This is a genomic window from Lacisediminihabitans changchengi, assembly GCF_016634425.1.
Lineage (GTDB): Bacteria > Actinomycetota > Actinomycetes > Actinomycetales > Microbacteriaceae > Lacisediminihabitans > Lacisediminihabitans changchengi.
Genome location: NZ_JAEPES010000001.1, coordinates 818,161 through 838,969, shown reverse-complemented (window position 1 = coordinate 838,969; position 20,809 = coordinate 818,161). Strand labels below are relative to the sequence as shown.

19 protein-coding genes are annotated in these 20,809 nt (G+C 66.6%); 3 read left to right on the top strand and 16 right to left on the bottom strand.

What is annotated here, in order from left to right:
- Positions 1-11 precede the first annotated feature (11 nt).
- The 12 genes from aroB to IV501_RS03910 form a co-directional block, all read right to left on the bottom strand.
- Positions 12-1,085, bottom strand: coding sequence for a 3-dehydroquinate synthase (gene aroB / locus IV501_RS03965; RefSeq protein WP_200555075.1), 1,074 nt, complete (start codon positions 1,083-1,085; stop codon positions 12-14).
- On the bottom strand, positions 1,082-1,603 hold the full coding sequence (locus IV501_RS03960; RefSeq protein ID WP_307812169.1) for a shikimate kinase: 522 nt from the start codon (positions 1,601-1,603) through the stop codon (positions 1,082-1,084). The genes aroB and IV501_RS03960 overlap by 4 nt, the downstream gene beginning before the upstream one ends.
- A complete protein-coding gene (gene aroC, locus IV501_RS03955; RefSeq protein WP_200555074.1) occupies positions 1,600-2,832 on the bottom strand; it encodes a chorismate synthase in 1,233 nt (410 codons plus the stop codon). Before aroC ends, IV501_RS03960 begins: the two co-directional genes overlap by 4 nt.
- 73 nt (positions 2,833-2,905) lie before the next feature.
- Positions 2,906-3,736 carry a shikimate dehydrogenase family protein gene (locus IV501_RS03950; protein ID WP_307812168.1) on the bottom strand — a complete coding sequence of 277 codons (831 nt, stop codon included), beginning with the start codon at positions 3,734-3,736 and terminating at the stop codon, positions 2,906-2,908.
- A gap of 10 nt (positions 3,737-3,746) precedes the next feature.
- Positions 3,747-5,042, bottom strand: coding sequence for an endolytic transglycosylase MltG (mltG, locus tag IV501_RS03945; RefSeq protein WP_307812167.1), 1,296 nt, complete (start codon positions 5,040-5,042; stop codon positions 3,747-3,749).
- Between the two features lie 3 nt (positions 5,043-5,045).
- Positions 5,046-5,507, bottom strand: coding sequence for a Holliday junction resolvase RuvX (gene ruvX, locus IV501_RS03940; protein WP_200555072.1), 462 nt, complete (start codon positions 5,505-5,507; stop codon positions 5,046-5,048).
- A gap of 25 nt (positions 5,508-5,532) precedes the next feature.
- Positions 5,533-8,187: an alanine--tRNA ligase gene (alaS, locus tag IV501_RS03935; protein ID WP_200555071.1), complete on the bottom strand. Its 2,655-nt coding sequence runs from the start codon at positions 8,185-8,187 to the stop codon at positions 5,533-5,535.
- Between the two features lie 66 nt (positions 8,188-8,253).
- Entirely contained in the window at positions 8,254-8,478 is a 225-nt protein-coding gene (locus tag IV501_RS03930) for a hypothetical protein (RefSeq protein ID WP_200555070.1), read from the bottom strand.
- A 90-nt stretch (positions 8,479-8,568) separates the two neighbouring features.
- Positions 8,569-8,946, bottom strand: a complete 378-nt coding sequence (locus IV501_RS03925) for a DUF948 domain-containing protein (RefSeq protein ID WP_200555435.1) — start codon at positions 8,944-8,946, stop codon at positions 8,569-8,571.
- Between the two features lie 130 nt (positions 8,947-9,076).
- Positions 9,077-9,706 carry a 30S ribosomal protein S4 gene (gene rpsD / locus IV501_RS03920; protein WP_200555069.1) on the bottom strand — a complete coding sequence of 210 codons (630 nt, stop codon included), beginning with the start codon at positions 9,704-9,706 and terminating at the stop codon, positions 9,077-9,079.
- Between the two features lie 285 nt (positions 9,707-9,991).
- On the bottom strand, positions 9,992-10,843 hold the full coding sequence (locus tag IV501_RS03915) for a phosphotransferase family protein (RefSeq protein WP_200555068.1): 852 nt from the start codon (positions 10,841-10,843) through the stop codon (positions 9,992-9,994).
- A 15-nt stretch (positions 10,844-10,858) separates the two neighbouring features.
- Positions 10,859-12,208: a replication-associated recombination protein A gene (locus IV501_RS03910; RefSeq protein WP_200555067.1), complete on the bottom strand. Its 1,350-nt coding sequence runs from the start codon at positions 12,206-12,208 to the stop codon at positions 10,859-10,861.
- A gap of 94 nt (positions 12,209-12,302) precedes the next feature.
- Here IV501_RS03910 and IV501_RS03905 point away from each other — a divergent pair, with 94 nt between their 5' ends.
- The 3 genes from IV501_RS03905 (at position 12,303) to IV501_RS03895 (ending at position 15,155) form a co-directional block, all read left to right on the top strand.
- A complete protein-coding gene (locus IV501_RS03905; protein WP_307812166.1) occupies positions 12,303-13,115 on the top strand; it encodes a peptidylprolyl isomerase in 813 nt (270 codons plus the stop codon).
- A gap of 114 nt (positions 13,116-13,229) precedes the next feature.
- Positions 13,230-14,474 (top strand): DUF349 domain-containing protein, encoded by a 1,245-nt coding sequence (locus IV501_RS03900; RefSeq protein ID WP_200555065.1) that lies wholly within the window; start codon positions 13,230-13,232, stop codon positions 14,472-14,474.
- 138 nt (positions 14,475-14,612) lie between these two features.
- Positions 14,613-15,155 carry a type IV toxin-antitoxin system AbiEi family antitoxin gene (locus IV501_RS03895; protein ID WP_200555064.1) on the top strand — a complete coding sequence of 181 codons (543 nt, stop codon included), beginning with the start codon at positions 14,613-14,615 and terminating at the stop codon, positions 15,153-15,155.
- Here the strand turns inward: IV501_RS03895 and IV501_RS03890 are convergent.
- From IV501_RS03890 to secD, 4 genes are all read right to left on the bottom strand, one after another.
- On the bottom strand, positions 15,134-17,452 hold the full coding sequence (locus IV501_RS03890) for a RelA/SpoT family protein (protein ID WP_200555063.1): 2,319 nt from the start codon (positions 17,450-17,452) through the stop codon (positions 15,134-15,136). The genes IV501_RS03895 and IV501_RS03890 overlap by 22 nt on opposite strands.
- 97 nt (positions 17,453-17,549) lie before the next feature.
- Positions 17,550-17,888 carry a rhodanese-like domain-containing protein gene (locus IV501_RS03885; protein WP_200555062.1) on the bottom strand — a complete coding sequence of 113 codons (339 nt, stop codon included), beginning with the start codon at positions 17,886-17,888 and terminating at the stop codon, positions 17,550-17,552.
- A gap of 46 nt (positions 17,889-17,934) precedes the next feature.
- Positions 17,935-18,924, bottom strand: a complete 990-nt coding sequence (gene secF / locus IV501_RS03880; protein ID WP_200555061.1) for a protein translocase subunit SecF — start codon at positions 18,922-18,924, stop codon at positions 17,935-17,937.
- Positions 18,924-20,696, bottom strand: a complete 1,773-nt coding sequence (gene secD, locus IV501_RS03875; RefSeq protein ID WP_200555060.1) for a protein translocase subunit SecD — start codon at positions 20,694-20,696, stop codon at positions 18,924-18,926. Before secD ends, secF begins: the two co-directional genes overlap by 1 nt.
- Positions 20,697-20,809: the final 113 nt, after the last annotated feature.

Sequence of the window (20,809 nt, the reverse complement as noted above, 5' to 3'; positions counted from 1 at the left end):
CAGCGGCAGCGCTACAGGCCGATCTCCTGGTAGGCCGCGAACAGCAGGCTCTCATCCGGACCGGTGAGCACGGTCGGCTTGGCGATGTCGTCGAGCACGATGAAGCGCAGCATGCTGCCGCGCGCCTTCTTGTCCCGCTTCATCACCGAGAGCAGGGTCTGCCAGCGCCCGGCCGGGTAGCCGATCGGCAGTTGCAGAGACGTGAGGATGCTGCGGTGCCGATCCACGACCGCATCCGACAGCCGTCCGGTGAGCCGGCCCAGCTCCGCCGCGTACACCATACCGATGGCGACGGCAGCGCCGTGCCGCCACTGGAACCGCTCCGCGTACTCGATCGCGTGCCCGAGCGTGTGACCGTAATTCAGGATCTCGCGTAGCCCGTGCTCGGTAAAGTCCTCGCCGACGACGCGGGCCTTCAGCGCGATGGAGAGCTCCACCATGCGACGGAACTCCTCGCTCTGCGGGTTCGTCGCGACATCCACATCCCGCTCGATGATGTCGAGGATCTCGGGTTCGGCGATGAACCCGGCCTTGACCACCTCGCCGAAGCCGGCCAGAATCTCCATCTGGCTCAGCCCGTCGAGCGTGTCGAGATCGACCAGCACGGCGGACGGAGCGTAGAACGCCCCGACCAGGTTCTTGCCCTCGTTGGTATTGATGCCGGTCTTGCCGCCGATCGAGGCATCGACCATGCCGAGCAGGGTGGTGGGGACCTGAATGAGGCGCACACCGCGCAGCCAGGTGGCCGCCACGAAGCCGGCCAGGTCGGTCACCGCACCGCCGCCGAAACCGATGACGAGGTCGGAGCGAGTGAAGTCCGACTGCCCGAGGATCTGCCAACAGAACGCCGCGACCTCGACCCGCTTGCCGGTCTCGGCATCCGGAACCTCGGCCAGGAGAACCTCATATCGGTCGCTGAGCGACGAACGCAGCTTCTCGGCACGGGCCCCGAGCGTGGGCGGGTGCACGATCAGCACCTTGCGGACGTCCGGTCCGATCAACTCGGGCAGTTGGCCGAGGATGCCGCGTCCGACGAGAACGTCGTACGAGTCGGTGCCGGGAACGGTGATGATGCTGGTGCTCATGGTGCTTCCTCTGTGAGTACCGGGGCCTCGACCCAGGCCGCGATCTCCGCCGCGATGTGCTCGATGGGGCGATGGCTGGTGTCCCAGGTGCGCGTCGCCAGACGTTCGTAGGTTTCGCGTCGCGCCTCGACCAGCGCCGACCACGATGCGATGCCGTCGGCGACCAGCGGCCGCTTCGACCCGGCGATGCGGGCCTCGACGGCCTCGGGACTCACCGTGATCAGCGCGACGCGCAGTCGTGCAAGCTCGCGTTGGGTGTCCCGGTCGAGCACCGCTCCCCCGCCGAGCGACACCACTGCGCGCTCGGTGAGCGCCTGCGCGACGACCTCGCGTTCGAAACGACGGAAGGCGACCTCGCCCTGCTCGCCAAAGATCTGCGCGATCGGACCATGCTGGGCGACGATACGGCGGTCGGTGTCGATGAAGTCTGTGCGCAGGATGCGCGCGACGCGCTTGCCCAACCGGGTCTTGCCCGCACCGGGCGGGCCGATCAGCACGACGTGTGGCGCCGGGCTCACGAGCCCGCGCTGCTGTTCTGGCCGGCGCTGCTGTCGGACGCGGATGCCGTGCGCAGGTTCTCCGGGATCGCCGCCAGATATCCGTCGAGGTTGCGCTTGGTCTCCACGATGGAATCTCCGCCGAACTTCTCCAGCACGGCGTTCGCGAGCACCAGGGCCACCATCGCCTCGGCCACGACGCCCGCGGCGGGGACCGCGCAGACGTCGGAGCGTTGGTGATGTGCCTCTGCGGCCCCACCCGCGGCGACGTCAACGGTGCGCAGCGCGTGCGGCACCGTGGAGATCGGCTTCATCGCCGCACTTACCCTCAGCACGGTTCCCGTGCTCATCCCACCCTCGGTACCGCCGGCCCGATCGGTGGAGCGCACGATGCCGTCGTCCGTCTGGAACAGCTCGTCGTGTGCACGCGATCCGCGGCGGGCCGCGGTGGCGAAGCCGTCGCCGACCTCGACACCCTTGATCGCCTGGATCCCCATCAGTGCGGCAGCGAGCTGCGAGTCGAGTCGGCGGTCCCAATGGGTGTACGACCCAAGGCCGGGGGGCACGTTGTAGGCGAGCACCTCGACCACTCCGCCGAGGGTGTCGCCGTCGTCGTGGGCGCGGTCGACCTCCTCGACCATGAGTGCCGAGGTCGTGGCGTCGAAACAGCGCAGGGGGTCGAGGTCGAGGGCAGCGACATCCGCCGGTCCCGGCAGCGTGCTGCCTTCTGGCACGCGCACAGGGCCGATGGAGAGGGTGTGGGAGACCAGCTGAATGCCCAGCTCGGCCAGAAACGACCGGGCGACGGCGCCGAGGGCGACACGCGCGGCGGTCTCGCGCGCGCTTGCCCGCTCCAGCACGTTCCGCGACTCGTCGAAACCGTACTTCTGCATGCCGACCAGGTCGGCGTGGCCGGGGCGCGGGCGGGTCAGCGCTGCTCCTCGCCCCGCGGGGAGGGTCTCGGGGTCGACGGGCACCGCGCTCATGACGGCGGTCCAGCGCGGCCACTCGGTGTTGCCGATGCGCAGCGCGACCGGGCTGCCCATCGTGAGACCGAAACGGATCCCGCCGCTGATGCTCAGCGCATCCTGCTCGAACTTCTGCCGGGCGCCGCGACCGTAGCCCAGCGTGCGGCGGTGAAGGTCGGCTTGGATCGCCTCGGGAGACACCGGCACTCCGGCGGGCATGCCCTCCAGGATCGCGACCAACTCCGGGCCGTGCGACTCACCCGCGGTCAACCAACGCAGCATGCCAGTCCTCTCAGCTGTGGTCGGCTCCTCGCGGAGACCGACCCCCAAATCCTCCCACAGCGCGCGGGTCGGCTCAGCCCAGTCCTACCGCGCTACGCATCGCCTGGAAAACGGATGCCTCGCCCGGCAGCTCCGCGTCGGGCGAGGCATTCACGAAGATCCTCACCTGCACGAGAGCCTGGTGGGCGAGCATCTCGAGCCCTGGGATCACCGGGCCGGCCCACCCTGCCGCCAACACGGTAGGCCATGGCTCGTAGGCGACATCGAAGAGGGCACCCCCCGCCACAGTCACAGCCGCGAGGGCTGCCGGTCGGAACGAGAGCTCGGTTCCATTGGGTAACGTGCTGACCACGGCATCCGTCACGAATGCCGGGTCAAAGGTGCCCAGCGTCTCCACGGTCAACGCGAGGTCGAGCCGCTCGGCGAGGGAGATGAGCGACCCGAGCCGCTCGGGTGCCCGCACCGCCAGCGCCACCCGTTCGGCGCCCATCCGCTGCACCGCCACGAGAACCGAGGCGGCGGTCGCTCCGCCGCCGAGCACGCGCACCGAGCCGAGCCGCTCGATACCGACGCCGCGGAAAGCCTCGACGACGCCATGGACGTCGGTGTTGAAGCCACGGAGCTTCCCACCGTCGAAGAGGACCGTGTTGGCGCCGCCGGTGAGTTCGGCGAAGTGGTCGATACCGTGGAGCAGCGGCAACACGTCCCGCTTGAGCGGCATGGTCAGCGAGAGGCCGCGCCACGCACCGTCGCGAGACTCGATGAACGCGCCGAGGGTCTCCCCCGTCACGTCCTGGGCGTCATAGCTCCAATCGAGACCGAGCACGCTATAGGCGGCGGCATGCAACGCCGGAGACTTGGAGTGCGCGATCGGATGGCCTAGCACGGCCAATCGAGCACTCACTCCGGCGTGCTCAGTTGCAGCCACCGGGGTTGGCCTTGAGCCAGGCATCGAGCTGACCGATCGCGGCCTGGTGCTGCGCATAGGTATCGGAGAACGCGGACTCGCCGGTCGAGCAGTTCACCACGACAAAATACAGCCATTTGCCGTCGGCAGGGTGCAGGGTCGCGTCGATCGCCTTCTCCCCCGGGTTGGAGATCGGCCCGATGGGCAGCCCCGGATTGGCGTAGGTGTTGTACTTGTTCGACTTGTCTGCACGCTGCGCCGGCGTGGTGTTGATCGACGTGCTTCCGGCCCCGTAGCTGACCGTGGCATCCGACTGCAGGTTCATTCCCTGGGCGAGGCGGTTGTCCCAGACTCGCGCGACCTTGTAGAAGTCCTGCACGCTGCCGCCCTCCTTCTGGGTGAGAGCGGCGAGGGTCAGCACGCGGTTGCGGTCGGCCGGGGCGACGCCCGCGGCGTCCAGCACCGAGAACATCTTGGTCACCATCGTCTGCAGCATCGCGTGGGCGTCTGTGCCCGGATCGAAGCTGTAGGTGGCCGGGAACAGGTAGCCCTCGAGACTCGGAGCGTCGGCGGGCAGGCCGAAGGAGGCGAGGTCGGTCGAGGCCGCGGTGAGCTGATCCGCGGTGACACCGGTGCTCTCACTCAGGGCGCCGAGCCTCGAGATGACTCCCTTGACCGAGATGCCCTCCGGCAGTGACACCTGGGTGGTGACCTTATTGGCCGGATCGATGAGCGCGGCGAGAGCCGCCTTGGCACTCATGCGGCTCTTCAGCGCGTAACTACCGGGGTGGAAGCTCACATCAGGCTTCGTCAGCAACAGTTTGTAGAAGGCGTCGTAGCTCTTGGTGACGCCGTCCTTCGCGAGCGTCGTGGCGACATCCGCCCCGATCTGGCCGTTCGTGATGGTCACGACGACCTTGCCGGTGCCCGATCCGACGTAGTCGTTGGGCTCCTCGGTGCCGAGCACGTGACGGATCTGCGGGCCGAACGCAACGTACACCGCGGCCGTGCCTGCTCCGAGCAGCACGATCACGCTGAGTAGAGCCCACAGCCAGGTCAGCTTGCGCTTGCGCTTCGGAGCCGGCGGCAGTCCGTAATGATCGACCGGGGGCTCGTAGGTGCTGCGTTGGCGCGGAGCGGCCGCAGCGTCGTGAGCCTCGCGCAACTGCCGACGGGTCAGCGGACGATCGGGGGTCGACGATGCACCAGTGGGGATCTGCGGTGACCCCGGCTCCGGTGTTTTCGGTATCTGCGCACCTGGTTGGGAGGTGAAGATCTCGTCCCAGCTCGGTTCATCTGCCACGCGTTACTGTCCTTCGTCCGGGTCGAGGAGTGTTCCCGGGGTCAGTCCCCCAGAGCGCTCGAAGTCGAGGGCATGTTGCAAAATGATAACAGCGGCCACCTGATCGATGACCGGACGTTGCTTCTTGGTGTTGCGACCGGATGCCTGCAGCGCACGCCCCGCCGACACCGTCGATAGCCGCTCATCCACCATTCGCACCGGCACGCCGACAGCGGTGAACAGGTCACGCGCGAAGTCCTTCGCGTCTTGCGTCGACGCCGTCTCGTTGCCGGACAAGGCGAGCGGGAGCCCGACGACCACTTCGACGGCCTCCAGTTCGCGCGCGATCGCCACGATCCTGGCGACGTCGCCGGGTCCGCGCGCAACGGTCTCCACGGGGGTCGCGAGCATGCCGTGCGGGTCACTGCGGGCAACACCGATGCGGGCTTTGCCCACGTCGATGCCGAGCCGCACTCCAGTCCTCATCGACGGGTCTCCGTGTGCCGCGCGGTCAGCGCGGCAGCGCCGAACTGATCGCCTCGAGCGCGATGCCGATCGCCGAGACGTCGGAGCCGCCGCCCTGGGCCAGATCGTCCTTGCCGCCGCCGCCACCGCCGAGGATACCCGCCGCGGTCTTCGCCAGCGCTCCAGCCTTGGCGCCGAGCGAGCGAGCCGCCTCGTTGGTCGCGACGATCACCGCGGGCTTGCCGCCCACGCTCGCCGCCAGGGCGACCACAACAGCATCGGAGCCGAGACGACCGCGCACCGAGGTGACCAGGGTGCGGAGGTCGTCCGAGCTATTCAGCTCTCCGACGTTCTCGACCAGGGCGGTGACCGCACCGATTCGGGATGCTGCACCGACGAGAGCGGGAACGCGCTCGTTCAGCGCTGCCGACTCGAACTCCGCGATGCGCTTCTCCGCGGCCTTGAGGCTTGCGACCAGGTCGCTGATCCGCTCGGGCAGCTGCTCGCGCGGCGTCTTCAGGTTGGCGGTCAGCTCGTTCACGATGGCGCGCTCAGCGGCCAGATCGCGGAAGGCATCGATGCCGACCAGTGACTCGACGCGACGGTTCGATGACCCGATGGACGCCTCGCTGACCAGGTTGATCAGACCCACCTGCGAGCTGCGGGCGACGTGAGTGCCCGCGCAGAGCTCGAGCGACCACGGGCTGCCGATCTGGACGACGCGCACGGTGTCGCCGTACTTCTCACCGAACAGCGCCATGGCCCCGAGCGACCGGGCTTCGTCGAGCGGCATGATGCGGGTGCTGACCTCGAGGTCGTCTCGGATGGCGCCGTTGGCGATGTCCTCGATCTCGCTGCGGGTCTCGAGCGAGAGCGGCTTCGACCAGTTGAAGTCGAGGCGCATGTAGCCGGACTTGTTGTACGACCCGGCCTGGTGCGCTTCGGCGCCGAGTACCTGTCGCAGAGCCGCATGGATGAGGTGGGTGGCCGAGTGCGCCTGCTCTGCGCCCCGCCGATACCCGGGGTCGACGATGCTGCTGGCGGCGTCCCCCACTCCGACCTCGCCGCTGCGCACCTGCACCTTGTGGCTCACCAGTCCCTTGACCGGCCGCTGCACATCGAGCACCTCGAGGTCGAAACCGTTGCCGACGATGCTGCCCTGGTCGGCCTCCTGTCCACCGGACTCGGGGTAGAGCGACGTCTCCTGCAGGATGACCTCGACGATGTCTCCCACCACCGCGCGGGTGATGGACTCGCCGTCCTTGATGATGCCGAGCACCGACGAGTCGGTGTCGAGGAAGTCGTAGCCGGTGAAGATCGTCTCGCCCTTGGCACGGAATGCGCTGTAGACCGAGAGGTCGGCGAGGTGGCTCTTCTTCGACTTCGCATCGGCCTTCGCCTTGGTGCGCTGCTCGGTCATGAGCATATCGAAGGCGGCACGGTCGACGCTGAGGCCGGACTCCTCGGCGATCTCGAGGGTGAGGTCGATCGGGAACCCGAAGGTGTCATGCAGCAGGAATGCGGTATCGCCGGGCAGCTGCGCGGATCCCGCGGACTTCGACTTATCCACGGCGACGTCGAGGATGGTCGTCCCACTCGCGAGCGTGCGAAGGAAGGTCTCCTCCTCCGCGTACGCGAGGCGACCGATGCGGTCGTAGTCGGTCTCCACCTCGGGGTATGCCGCCTTCATCGCGTCACGCGATGCGGGGAACAGCGCCTCGAAGGTCGGCGCGTCGACGCCGAGCAGACGCATCGAGCGCACCGAACGTCGCAACAGGCGGCGCAGGATGTAGCCGCGCCCCTCGTTCGACGGCGTCACACCGTCGGACATGAGCATCAGGCTCGAGCGCACGTGATCGGCGACCACGCGCATCCGCACGTCGTCGTCGTGGTTCGCGCCGTAGGCGCGCCCGGAGAGCTCGGCCGCGCGGTCGAGCACCGGACGGATCTGGTCGATCTCGTAGATGTTCTCGACGCCCTGCTTGAGAAACGCGACGCGCTCGAGACCCATGCCGGTGTCGATGTTCTGCTGGGGAAGGTCGCCAAGGATCGGGAAGTCGTAGCCGCTTCCCGCGCCGCGCAGATACTGCATGAAGACGAGGTTCCAGATCTCGACGTAACGATCGTCACCGGTCGCCGGGCCGCCGTCTGCACCGTACGCGGAACCGCGGTCGAAGAAGATCTCCGAGTCGGGTCCGGCCGGGCCGGGCTGGCCGGTCGACCAGTAGTTCTCCGACTTGCCGAGGCGCTGGATGCGGTGCTCCGGCAGCCCGGCGATGCGCCGCCAGAGGTCGAACGAGACGTCGTCCTCCTCGTAGACCGTGACCCAGAGGTCTTTCTCCTCGAAGCCGTAGCCGCCGTCGGCTTCCGAGGTGGTGAGGAGCTCCCACGCGTAGGTGATCGCCCCCTCCTTGAAGTAGTCGCCGAAGGAGAAGTTGCCGTTCATCTGAAAGAACGTGCCGTGCCGCGGAGTCTTGCCGACCTCCTCGATGTCGAGGGTGCGGATGCACTTCTGCACACTGGTCGCGCGCGGGAACGGCGCCGGAACGAGTCCGGTGAGATACGGCACGAACGGAACCATGCCGGCCACGGTGAACAGCAGTGACGGATCGTCGCTCACAAGCGATGCGGAGGGAACGACGGTGTGTCCGCGCTCGGAGAAGAAGTCCAGCCAGCGCTGGCGGATGTCTGCGGTCTGCATGGTGTCCTGAATCAAAGAGGTCGCGCGGCGCGACCGGGAAAGATGGTTGAGCGGAGAAGCTGTGGGCTACGCCTTGGCGCGCAGATCGGCGATGACGCCCTCCGCGTCGGCGACCGCTGCACGCAGTTCTGCCTCGCGGGCCTTGTACCCGTCGACGACGGCGCCGGAGAACTCCTTGGCGCGGCTGTCGACTCCCTCAAAGAACTTCTTTCCCTCTGGCGTCTTGTTCAGCTGGTGCGCGGCGAGAAGGCCGACGGCCACACCGGCGGCGAGGATCAGGATGCTCTTCATAGGTTTCTCCCTCAGATGGTGAGACTCGACACTCGAGCCGGTACGACACGGTGCGAAGCGGATGCGCGGCGCACGACCGCACGGGAAAGCTTACTTCGAAGTCTCCGCGGCCTTCCGGCCCGGCCGGAGTCCGACGACCGCGACCCGCACGGCGGCGGTGAACCCGGCGAATTTGATGAGCGGACCACCCAGGGTGGCCGCGAACAGGGCGATCAGGGAGGAGACGTTCGCCGTCGCATCCGCGACCCCGCTGGTGATCGTGTCGACCCTGGCCAGCTGCTTGTTGGTCTCGCTGATGGTGGTGGTCGCCTCTTCGAGCAGCGGTGTGACGTTCTCGCTCAGCTCGTGGATGGCGCTTGTGGTCTCGTCGAAGACCTTGCCGAGCTTGAGCAGGGGAACCGCGAGCAGTGCCACCAGAACGGCGAAGATGCCCGCCGCGATGAGTCCGGCGATGTCGCCACCCGTCATTGTCGTTTCCCCATCCACGCGTGCGGCCATCCGTTCGAGTGGCCGAGCCTCTTACGTTAACGCAGAAAGGGCCGCAGCTTTCGCTGCGACCCTTCCTCGGTATTACTGAACTGCTGTACTGCTTTCGCGACTAGCGCGCTGCGTAGTACTCGACGACGAGCTGAACTTCACACGTGATCGGAACTTCGGCACGCTTCGGGCGACGCACGAGGCGCGCCTGCAGCTTGTCGATCTCGACCTCGAGGTAGCCGGGCGTCTTCGGCAGAACGTCGACGTGACCGCCGGCCGCTGCAACCTGGAACGGCTCCATGCCCTCGCTCTTCGGGTGGACGTGGATCAACTGGCCCGGCTTCACGCGGAAGGAGGGACGGTCGACACGCTGTCCATCGACGAGGATGTGACGGTGCACGATCATCTGACGTGCCTGTGCCGTGGTGCGCGCGATGGCGGCACGGACGACAAGCGCATCGAGACGCATCTCGAGCTGCTCAACCAGGTTCTCACCGGTCAGGCCTGCTGCGCGACGTGCCTCTTCGAACTGGATCTTCAGCTGCGCCTCGCGGATGCCGTACTGGGCACGCAGACGCTGCTTCTCACGCAGACGGACGGCGTAGTCGCTGTCGGTCTTGCGCTTGGTGCGGCCGTGCTCCCCCGGGGGGTACGGACGCTTCTCCAGGTACTTTGCTGCCTTAGGCGTGAGCGGGATGCCCAGCGCCCGCGACAAGCGGGTCTTGCTACGGGTACGTGACTGAGTAGACACGGTTTCCTTTCATCGGTCTTCGAGATCGCGCGCGGATGCCGCGATCCAGTGAAGAGGGATGTGCCACCGAGGAGGGTCCGGCTAAAGGACACTCTCCCCTTCAGTAATGATCTCCGCAGCAGCCATGCATGGAGATCCCCTGTGGGCCTGTAAATACTAACAGATCGCGGGCACCCGGCAGAAGTAGATGCCTGCGGCGTTCGGGCGCCGCGCGCCGGTCTCCGGCAGCCCGTCGCCCGGCCGCTCTAGATCTCGTCCAGCCGCCCTAGATCTCGTCCAGCCCCGCTAGATCTCGTCCAGCCGCTCGACGAAGTTGCTGAGCGCATGGTCACGCAGCACCGCGTCGCCCGCAAGGTCAGCGGCGGCCGCAACCTGCAATGGGAGCGTGCGCTTGTGCACCACCGCACGAGCGAAAACGGCTGCACCGGTCATCCGCTCGACATCGTCCGGGTCGAAAGCGCCGAGCAACTGGGCCACATCGATGGCAGGGTCGCCCGCGCAGGCCGTGTCGAGGTCGAGCACCCCGGCGATGCGCCCACCCAACCAGAGGAGGTTGTGCATGCCGAAGTCACCGTGCACGAACACCGGGCGGATGTCGCGCTCCACCTCCAACACGGCGGCCGCGGCATCGATGGCGGTTCGCCGCAACGTGCGCCCGAGCGGCGCGGCGATCCGCTCCACGACGGCAGGCCATTCCGGTCCCCCGCACCAGTCCCGCACCGGACGCAGGCCCGCCGAGACAGGCAGCGGTACGGAGCGCAGCTCGGCGAGCACTCGCGTGAGCTCGGGTCCGACGACATCCCACTCCTCGTCTTGGCGCCGACGCCCGGGCAGATAATCGATGGCACATGCCGTCCATTCGGTGGCGACAACCGGCCGTCCGATCGGACCCGGAGTCGGCACCGGCAGATCCAGCAGCCCCACGGCCGTCGCGTTGGCATGTTCGCGTCGGGCGCGGCGCTCGTGTCCGAGCCCGGTCGACACCCGGATGACCGCGCGGCCCGGAAATAGAGCGACCCGATGGTAGGCGCCGTAGCCCGGGATCAGCTCCGGCCACGGCAACTCGGGCCAGAACGGGGCGACCTCGCCCCACAGACCGCTGAGGTCTGCACCCGGGGAGAGATCGAGGCTGTTCATGGTCTCGATTCTCGACTACTCGCCTCGGATGATCCTGCGGAGCTTCTCGACGCGCGGACCAACGTCGCGTTCGTTGCCGTTCTCGCTCGGACGGTAGTACCGCGTGTCGCGCAATTCATCGGGCAGGTACTGCTGCTCCGCCACCCCGAACTCATAGTCGTGGGAGTACTTGTAGCCCTTGCCGTGGCCGAGCTTCTTCGCCCCTGCGTAGTGGGCGTCGCGCAGGTGCTTCGGAACCCGCCCGATCTTGCCGGCGCGGACATCCGCAATCGCCGCATCGAGCGCCATGTATGCGGCGTTCGACTTGGGTGCGGTGGCGAGATAGACGACCGCCTCAGCCAACGGGATGCGCCCCTCTGGCATGCCGACGTATTGCACGGCATCGGCCGCCGCCACCGCGATCACGAGCGCCTGCGGGTCGGCCATGCCGATGTCTTCGGCCGCGCTGATCATCACGCGGCGGGCGATGAAACGCGGGTCTTCCCCCGCCTCGATCATGCGCGCCAGGTAGTGCAGCGCCGCGTCGACGTCAGAACCGCGCACCGACTTGATGAACGCGCTGATCACGTCGTAGTGCTCATCGCCGTTGCGGTCGTAGCGCAGCAACGCACGGTCGACCGCCAGCGAGACGATGTCGACCGTGATGACCGGCTTTCCGTCGGCGCTTGCCGACGACTCATCACTGGTCGTGGTCGCCGACAGTGCCGCCGCCTCGAGAGCGGTGAGCGCACGGCGCGCATCGCCGGAAGCCAGACGGATGATCGCCGCCCTCGCCTCCTCGTCCAACACGACCCTGCCGAACAGCCCGCGCTCATCGCTGACCGCCCGGTCGACGAGAATGCCGAGATCCTCGTCGCTGAGCACCTCCAGCGTGAGCAGGAGCGAGCGGGAGAGCAGCGGTGAGATGACGGAGAACGACGGATTCTCGGTCGTCGCCGCGACCAGGATCACCCAGCCGTTCTCCACCCCGGGCAGCAGGGCGTCTTGCTGCGCCTTGGTGAAGCGGTGGATCTCGTCGAGGAACAGCACGGTCGACACGCCATACAGGTCGCGGTTCGACATCGCCTGTTCCATGACCTCGCGGACATCTTTCACGCCAGCGTTGACCGCGGAGAGCTCGACGAACCGTCGGCCGGAGCTGTGGGCGATGGCCTGCGCGAGGGTCGTCTTGCCGGTGCCGGGCGGTCCCCAGAGAATGACCGACACCGATCCGCGCTCTCCGGTCTGATCGGAGGCGAGACTGACCAGCGGGGAACCGGGGCCGAGCAGGTGACGCTGCCCGGCGACCTCGTCGAGACTGCGCGGACGCATACGGACGGCCAGCGGCGTCGCGCCTCCGCGAAGGCCGAGCTGGGCATCCACCATCCCTCAATCGTAGTTGCGGCCTCCGACACCGCCTGCCTCACTCATGAGGCTTCGTCCTATACAGTTCTGGAGGACATCAGCACCTGGAGGACATGTGGCACCGAGCAGGAACGCCGAGCGGGACGCACGCGAGGCACGGGACCGGCTGCGCCGGTACAACGCTCGACAGGCCGTCTTCGGTCACCAGGTAACGCGCCGCAAGCGCGACAACATCATCGCGATCGTCGGCGTCGTCGTCGTTGCGGCCCTCGCCACCGTCACCCAGGTGCTCTACTTCACCGCTGGCCCCGGCTACACACCGACCAGCTCGCCGTCCGCCTCCGCGTCTCCGTCGGCATCCTCCTCGCCCAGCGCCAGCCCGGAAGGCAAGAACACCGGCGACGTTCCCGCGAAGACCATCGCCGAAGACCGCGACTGGTCCGGCGAACTCGACCTGAACTCCGTGAAGCTCGGCATCACTCTCGACGGCAAGGTCGCGCCGCAAGCGACCTCGGCATTCATCTCGCTTGCGAAGAAGAACTTCTACACGACCACCGGAAAGACCTGTCACCGTCTCACCACCGGCGGCCTGAGCGTCATCCAGTGCGGCTCGGTCAACGGTGACGGCACCGGCGACCCCGGGTTCAGCTTCGGACCGGTCGAGAACGCTCCCGTCGACGGCGTCTACCCGGCCGGCACCATCGCGATGGCCCGCGGCACCGACCAGTACAGCAACAGCAGCCAGTTCTTCATCGTCTACAAAGACAGCACGCTCGACACCTCCGGCGGCGGCTACACCGTGTTCGGCAAGGTCACTAGCGGACTGTCCGACTTCATCTCGAAGATCGCGGATGCCGGGGTCGCCAACGGATCGACCGACGGCGCGCCGAAGGTGGCGACCTCGATCACCCGGCTCACGCTGAACTAGAGGTACGACTGGCGCCGATTTGCCCGCCAGGTGACCTCGGAGGCCGAGACCTCCTTCGCCGGGTGCAATAGGCTGGTGCCCGGCGATTTCCGCCCGAGCAGCAAGGTGAGAATTTTGGCTACAGACGATCAAGCTCCGTGGGGCCGCGTTGACGAGACGGGCACCGTCTTCGTGCGCGAGGCAAACGGCGATGGGCCGGCTACCGAACGCGCCGTTGGACAATACCCCGACGGCACCCCCGAAGAGGCGATGGCCTACTTCGTCCGTAAGTACGCAGAGCTCGCCGGTCAGGTGACCCTGCTCGAGCAGCGGATCAAGCGCGGCACCGCGGCCGCCGACGTCGCTAAGACGATCGCGCACCTCAAAGAGACCGTGGTTACGGCCAACGCCGTGGGCGACCTCGCCTCCCTCACCGCCCGGCTGAATGCGCTCGGCGGGGCCGTGAACGAGCTGACCGAGAAGCAGACCGCCGAGAATAAAGCCACGACGGATGCCGCACTCGCCGAGCGCGAAGCCCTCGTCGTCGAGGCGGAGACGCTCGCTGCACAAGACCCGGCCAAGGCGCAGTGGAAGCAGGTCAGCGCCACCCTCGACGACCTCTTCGCCCGCTGGCAGAAGCACCAGCAGGACGGCCCGCGCCTGCCGAAGAACGAGAGCAACGAGCTCTGGAAGCGGTTCCGTGCCGCGCGAACCACCATCGAGACGCACCGCAAGGCCTTCTTCGCCGAGCTGGACTCCGTTCACAAAGACGCGAGGACCAAGAAGACCGCTCTCGCCGAGCAGGCTGAGGCCCTCGTCGGGCAGGGGCAGGCCGGCATCCCGACCTATCGATCCCTGCTTGACCAGTGGAAGGCTGCCGGCCGCGCCGGCAAGAAGTTCGACGACGCGCTCTGGGCTCGATTCAAGGCCGCTGGCGACGAGCTGTATGCAGCCAAGTCCGAGGTCGACGCGATCGAGAACGAGGAGTTCTCTGCCAATCTCGAGCAGAAGCTGGCGCTTCTGACCGAGGCCGAGCCGCTGCTCACCGCCACCGACCGGGTCTCCGCCCGCAACGCCCTGATCTCGATTCAGCGACGCTGGGACGCGATCGGCAAGGTTCCGCGCGAGCAGGTCAAGCCGGTCGAGGAGCGCCTACGCAAGGTCGAGGCGGCGGTTCGCAAGCTCGACGACGATCACTGGCAGAAGAGCAACCCCGAGCGCATCGCCCGCGCCGAGGGTCTGGCCGGTCAACTGCAGGATGCGATCGCCAAGCTCGAGAAAGAGCTCGACGACGCGAAGGCCGGCGGCGACGCCAAGAAGGTCAAAGACGCGCAAGAGGCGCTCGACGCCCGTAAGGCCTGGCTCAAGGTCATCAACTAGTCACACCGGCCCTGCCCTGCACGGTGCTGGTTCTCTACAGGGCTGGTTCTCTACAGTGCTCGTTCTCCACCGTGCTGGTTCTCCACAGTTCCGCCGCGCAGCCGATGACACCGGTCGGCAGCGGCGGAACATGGGGAAATGCGACTGGCATCCGTCCTCTCCCCCGCCGACCTCCCGTCGGCCGAGCTCCAAGCCGCCCGACTCGATGGCGAGCTCTATCGGGTCGACGAGTGCTTCAGTCCGATCGATCAGCCGACCGGCCTTCACCACCGAGCCCTCGCACTCGCGGCGATAACCCCGCGCAGACTCATCGCCGAACTGCACAGCGCTGCCTGGGTGTGGGGAGCGCTCGATCAGCCGCCGTCGCGCCACCGACTGTGTGCAGACATCACCGCCCGCACTCGCCCACCGATCGGTCCGGCGATCCTGCGTGAGGTGGTTGTCGACGCAACGGATGTCGTCACCCTCGGGCCACTGCGCATCACGACGCCGCTCCGCACCGCCGTCGATCTCGCGCGCCTCGACCCCGAACCGCACCGCGAGGTGATCACCCGGCTGTTCGCCATCGGGGGGTTCGGGCTAGCCGACTGCGAGGCCCTCATCCAGCGACGCCGCAACCTTCCCGACAAACGGCGGGCACTACGCCGCCTACAGCAGGCTCAGCCGCCGGTGACGCGATAGACGTCGTAGACGGCATCGATGCGGCGCACCGCGTTCAGCACCCGATCGAGATGGGTGGTGTCGCCCATCTCGAACACGAAGCGACTGATCGCCAGGCGATCACTCGAGGTGGAGACCGAGGCCGAGAGGATGTTGACGTGATGTTCCGACAGAACCCGGGTGACATCCGACAGCAAACCGGCACGGTCGAGCGCCTCCACCTGAATCTGCACCAGAAAGACGCTCGAGGTCGACGGCGCCCACTCGACGTCGATCATGCGCTCCGGCTCGGTGAGCAACTCGGCCACGTTGTGACAGCTTGCCTGATGCACCGAAACCCCCGCACCCCGCGTAACGAAGCCCACGATCTCGTCGCCCGGCACCGGCGTGCAGCACTTGGCGAGCTTGACCAAGATGTCTGGCGCGCCCCGCACGAGCACGCCAGAGTCGCTCGGACGCAACGGCCGGGTGCGGCCCTTGCTCGGAAACTCGACCTCGGTGTCTTCGTCCTCCGCCTCGGTGCGAACGGCGGCGACCACCTTCTCGATCACCGACTGGGTGGAGACGTGCCCCTCACCGACGGCGGCGTAGAGCGCGGAGACATCCTCGTACCGCATCTGCGCGGCGACCTCGCTGAACGAGTCCTGACTCATCAACTTCTGTAACGGCAGGTTCTGCTTGCGCATCGCTCGGGCGATGGCGTCTTTGCCCTGTTCGATCGCCTCGTCGCGGCGCTCCTTGGTGAACCACTGGCGGATCTTGTTGCGCGCGCGGGGACTTTTGACGAAGTTCAGCCAGCCTTGGCTGGGACCCGCGTCGGGGTTCTTCGAGGTGAACACCTCGACCACGTCACCGCTCTGCAGGGTGGACTCGAGCGGCACCAGGCGGCCGTTGACCTTGGATCCCATGGTGCGATGCCCGACCTCGGTGTGCACCGCGTAGGCGAAGTCGACCGGCGTGGCACCGGCGGGCAGGCCGATGACTTTGCCCTGCGGTGTGAAGACGTAGACCTCTTTGGCACCGATCTCGAAGCGCAGGCTGTCGAGGAATTCATTCGGGTCGGCGGTCTCGGCCTGCCAGTCGCTGATGTGTGCCAGCCACGCCATGTCGGCGTCATCGTGCGAGTCAGAACTGGTTTTGCCGCCGTTGACCCGCTCCTTGTACTTCCAGTGCGCGGCCACACCGAACTCGGCGCGCTGGTGCATCTCGTCCGTGCGGATCTGGATCTCCACCGCGCGCCCCTTCGGCCCGATGACCGTGGTGTGCAGCGACTGATACAGGTTGAACTTCGGGGTGGCGATATAGTCCTTGAACCGACCGGGGATCGGATTCCAGCGTGCGTGGATCGACCCGAGCACCGCGTAGCAGTCGCGCACAGAGCCCACCAGAATCCGAATGCCGACCAGGTCGTAGATCTCATCGAAATCACGACCGCGCACGATCATCTTCTGGTAGATCGAGTAGTACTGCTTCGGTCGACCGACGACCTTGCCCTTGATCTTCGCCGACTTCAGATCGTTGTTTACGGCGTTGATCACCTGCTGCACGAATTCCTCACGCTGCGGGGTGCGCTGCTTCACCAGGTTCTCGATCTCGACGTACAGCTTCGGGTAGAGCACCGCGAACGAAAGGTCTTCGAGCTCCCACTTGATGTTCTGAATGCCCAGGCGGTGCGCGAGCGGCGCATAGATCTCGAGGGTCTCCTGCGCCTTACGACGGGACGACTCGGCGGGCACGAAGCCCCAGGTACGCGCGTTGTGCAGTCGGTCGGCGAGCTTGATCACCAACACGCGGATGTCTTTCGACATCGCCACGACCATCTTGCGCACGGTTTCGGCCTGGGCGCTGTCGCCGTACTTCAGCTTGTCGAGCTTCGTGACGCCGTCGACCAGCATCGCGATCTCGTCACCGAAATCGTGTCGCAACATGTCGAGCGTGTACTCGGTGTCTTCGACCGTGTCGTGAAGGAGCGCGGCCGCGAGGGTCTTCGGTCCGATGCCGAGGTCGGCCAGTATCTGGGCGACAGCAACGGGATGCGTGATGTACGGTTCGCCGCTTTTGCGCTTCTGGCCGCGATGCGCGAGCTCTGCGGTCGCATAGGCGCGCTCGATGATGCTGATGTCCGACTTCGGATGGTGCAGTTTGGCCGTCTTGATGAGGCGGTCAACGGCCCCCGCCGGTTGGGCCCGAGAGAAGATGCGGGGAAGCAGAGTTCGCAACGAATTGTTCGAACCGCCGGTCCCCGTGATCACGGGACCGGTGTCGCGCCCGGAATTCTTGGCCTCGGGCGCTGCCTGGCGCGGTGTGGTCTCGGTCATGCCAGCCTCCACTGCAAAGTTAGCACCGCACGCTGGACGTGCCGTGCCGGTTCGCTCTGAGCGGGACGCCTGCGGCATACCCCCGCACTGCCGCCCATCAGTCGACGCGTGGTGCGTCCTCGCCGTCCGTCTCGAGGGCGCCGCCGGCGTCGGCCCAGGCCATCATCCCGCCCTCAACGTTGATCACGTCGTAATCTTCGCGCAACAGAGCAGCCGTAACCCGCGCAGACCGCATGCCCGAGTGGCAGACCACCAAGACCTTCTGATCGGTCGGTACCTCGCCGAGCAGCTCATTCAGCCGCGACGTCGGCACCAGGTGAGCGCCGGGTGCGTGACCGCGATCCCATTCGTCCTGCTCGCGGACATCCATGAGCCAGGCTCCCTCCGCGACCGCGGTGATCGCATTCGCTGCACTGATCTCGGGGATGCCGGCCATGACTGCTTCTTCCGTTCGACGGGTGGTTCGGGAGGACTGCGCGGAACTACTTGGTGAGACTAGCCTCACGGTTCGCCAACGCCCGCTGATTGCGCTTCTTCACCGCGGGCTCGGTTCCACGCAACTGCGCGTATAGCGGCGCTGCGACGAAGATCGTCGAATAGGTGCCCACGATGATGCCGATGAAGAGCGCGAGCGAGATGTCGCGCAGCGTTCCGGCACCGAGGAGTACCGCTCCGATGAAGAGGATCGAGCCGACCGGCAAGATCGCGACGATCGACGTGTTGATCGATCGCACCAGGGTCTGGTTGACGGCGAGGTTGACCGACTCCCCGAACGTGCGCCGCGACAGGTCGCCGTCCTCCGATGTGTTCTCTCGGATCTTGTCGAAGACGACGACCGTGTCATACAGCGAATAGCCGAGGATCGTCAGGAAGCCGATGACCGCGGCCGGCGTGACCTCGATACCGAAGACGCCGTAGACGCCGGCGGTGATGACCAGGTCGTGAAGCAATGCGACGAGGGCAGCGACCGACATCTTCCAGGTGCGGAAGTAGAGTGCCATCACGATCGCGGCGAGAACCACGAAGATGATGAGACCGGTGAGCGCCTGGCGCGTGATGTCCTGACCCCAGGTCGCACCGATGAAGGAAGCCGTGACCTGCTTGCTCGGGATGTCGTAGGCCTTGGCCAGCGCATCCTTGACCTCGACGCTCTGGTCAGATGTCAGCTGATCGGTCTGGATGCGTACGGAGTCGTTGCCGACGACGGTGACGCGCGGGTTCTTGCCGGCAACGGTGTCGTTGACGGTGTTCTGGGCGAACGGCTGGTTGGTGTTCGCGGTGTTCGAGATCTGAAACTGCGATCCCCCGAGGAACTCGATGCCGAAGACGAAGCCGCCCCGGGCGATCGGAACCACGATCACGATGAGCAGAAGGAGGCCGGAGACCAGATACCAGACCTTGCGGCGGCCGACGATGTTGTACGAACGAGCGCCGGTGTAGAGGTCGTTGCCGAACTGGGAGAAGCTGGCCATCAGGAGTCCTTCCCCTTGGTGCGGCTAGTGGATGGCTGCGAGGCTGCGGCTTCGGCGGCCTTGCGCTCGGCAATCGTCTGGCGACGCTGAGCCTCGCCCGACGCCGCCGTCTTCTTGGCAGCGACCGCGGCGGCCGGCTCGCGGAACTGGGCACGCCCGCGGTACACCGCGCCGAGAGCCTTCGGGTCAAGCCCGCTGAATCGGTGGCCCTCCGCGAAGAACGGTCGCCGGGCGATCAGCTGAAGCATTGGGTGCGTGAACAGGGTGACCACGACGAGGTCGATCAGGGTGGTGATGCCGAGGGTGAGCGCGAAGCCCTTGACGTTTCCGACCGCGACGGCGAACAGGATGGCCGCGGCGAGAAAGTTGACGGCGTCGGACGCGATGATGGTGCGCAGCGCGCGCTTCCAGCCCGCCTCGACGGCCCCGTCGAGCGCCCGGCCATCCCGCAGTTCGTCTCGTATTCGTTCGAAGTAGACGATGAACGAGTCCGCCGTGATACCGATGGCGACGATGAGGCCGGCCACACCGGCGAGGGAGAGCCTGAACCCTTCTCGACCGGAGAGCAGAACGACGACAAGGTAGGTGAGCACCGCCGCCACCACCAGCGACGCGATCGTGATCGAGGCGAGGCTGCGGTACTGCAGCAGCGAGTACAAGACGACCAGGATCAGACCGATCAGCCCGGCGAGCAGACCACTCTGGAGCTGGGTCTTACCGAGGGTCGCCGTGATGGTCTCGTTGCTCTGCACCTTGAACCCGATCGGCAACGCGCCGAACTTGAGCTGGTCCGCAAGGGTCTTCGACGTCGCCTGGGTGAAGTTGCCGCTGATCTGGGGCTTGCCGTTGGTGATCACCGCGTTGGTGGTCGGCGCCGAGATGATGCGGCCGTCGAGCACGATGGCGAAACGGTTGCGCGCATCGGTCTGCGGGAAGGCGTTGAGTCGGGTGGTGACCGCGGCGAACTCCTTGGTGCCCTTGGCGTTGAAGACGATATTGACCGCCCACTGGCCGGTCGTCGCTCCCTGCGAGTTCTGCACCTGGCCGTTGGTGGCGTCGGAGATGGTCTCGCCTGCCACCTCGACCGGGCCGAGGATGTACTTGTATGCACCGCTGTCATCGCAGGTGATGAGCGGGATCTTCGGATCCGCGACGTTCGCCTTGGTCTTGTCGACGTCGGCGCAGCTGAAGGCATCGAACTCGGCCTTCAGCTTCGGGGTGACGTAGGCGAGGTCACTGCCGTTGGTCGGCTTGGTGCTCGGGGTCGCCTGGAGCGTAGTGAAATCGCTCGGCGTCGGGCTCGGAGTGGCCGAACCTCCCACGGCGCTGCTGGCCGCGGCATCCGTCACCAGCACCGGACGGAACTCGAGCTTCGCCGAGGACTCGATGCGGTTGATCGTCGCCTGATCCGGAATTCCGGGGATGCTCACGACGACGTTCTGGCTGCCCTGCGTGTTGATCTCCGCCTCGGAGACACCGCTCGCATCGATGCGCTGACGGATGATCGCCACGGCCTGATCGAGCTGCTCCGCCGTCGGAGCAGCCTGGCCAGAGGCCACCTGGGGCTGCAGGATGATTTCGGTGCCGCCCTCGAGGTCGAGCGCGAGCTTCGGCGTCCAGGTCGCCGCGGCGACCACCTTGCTGATATCCGGTCCCTTGGGATTCGCAGTGAAGAAGGCATTCGCCCCGTTTGCGATCGCGAGAAGAGCCGCGATGACCAGGAGCCAAACCAGCGAACGTGTCGCCTTCTTGACCGGGGTCGTTCTTGCCAAAGGGAACTCAGCTTTCTGTGAGCGGGGAGGTCAGCACGCGCGCAGGCTAGGGTGCAAGGCGAAACGCTGGAGCGGGGCCAACCCGAGGATCTCGAGCGGCCCCGTTCAGATTA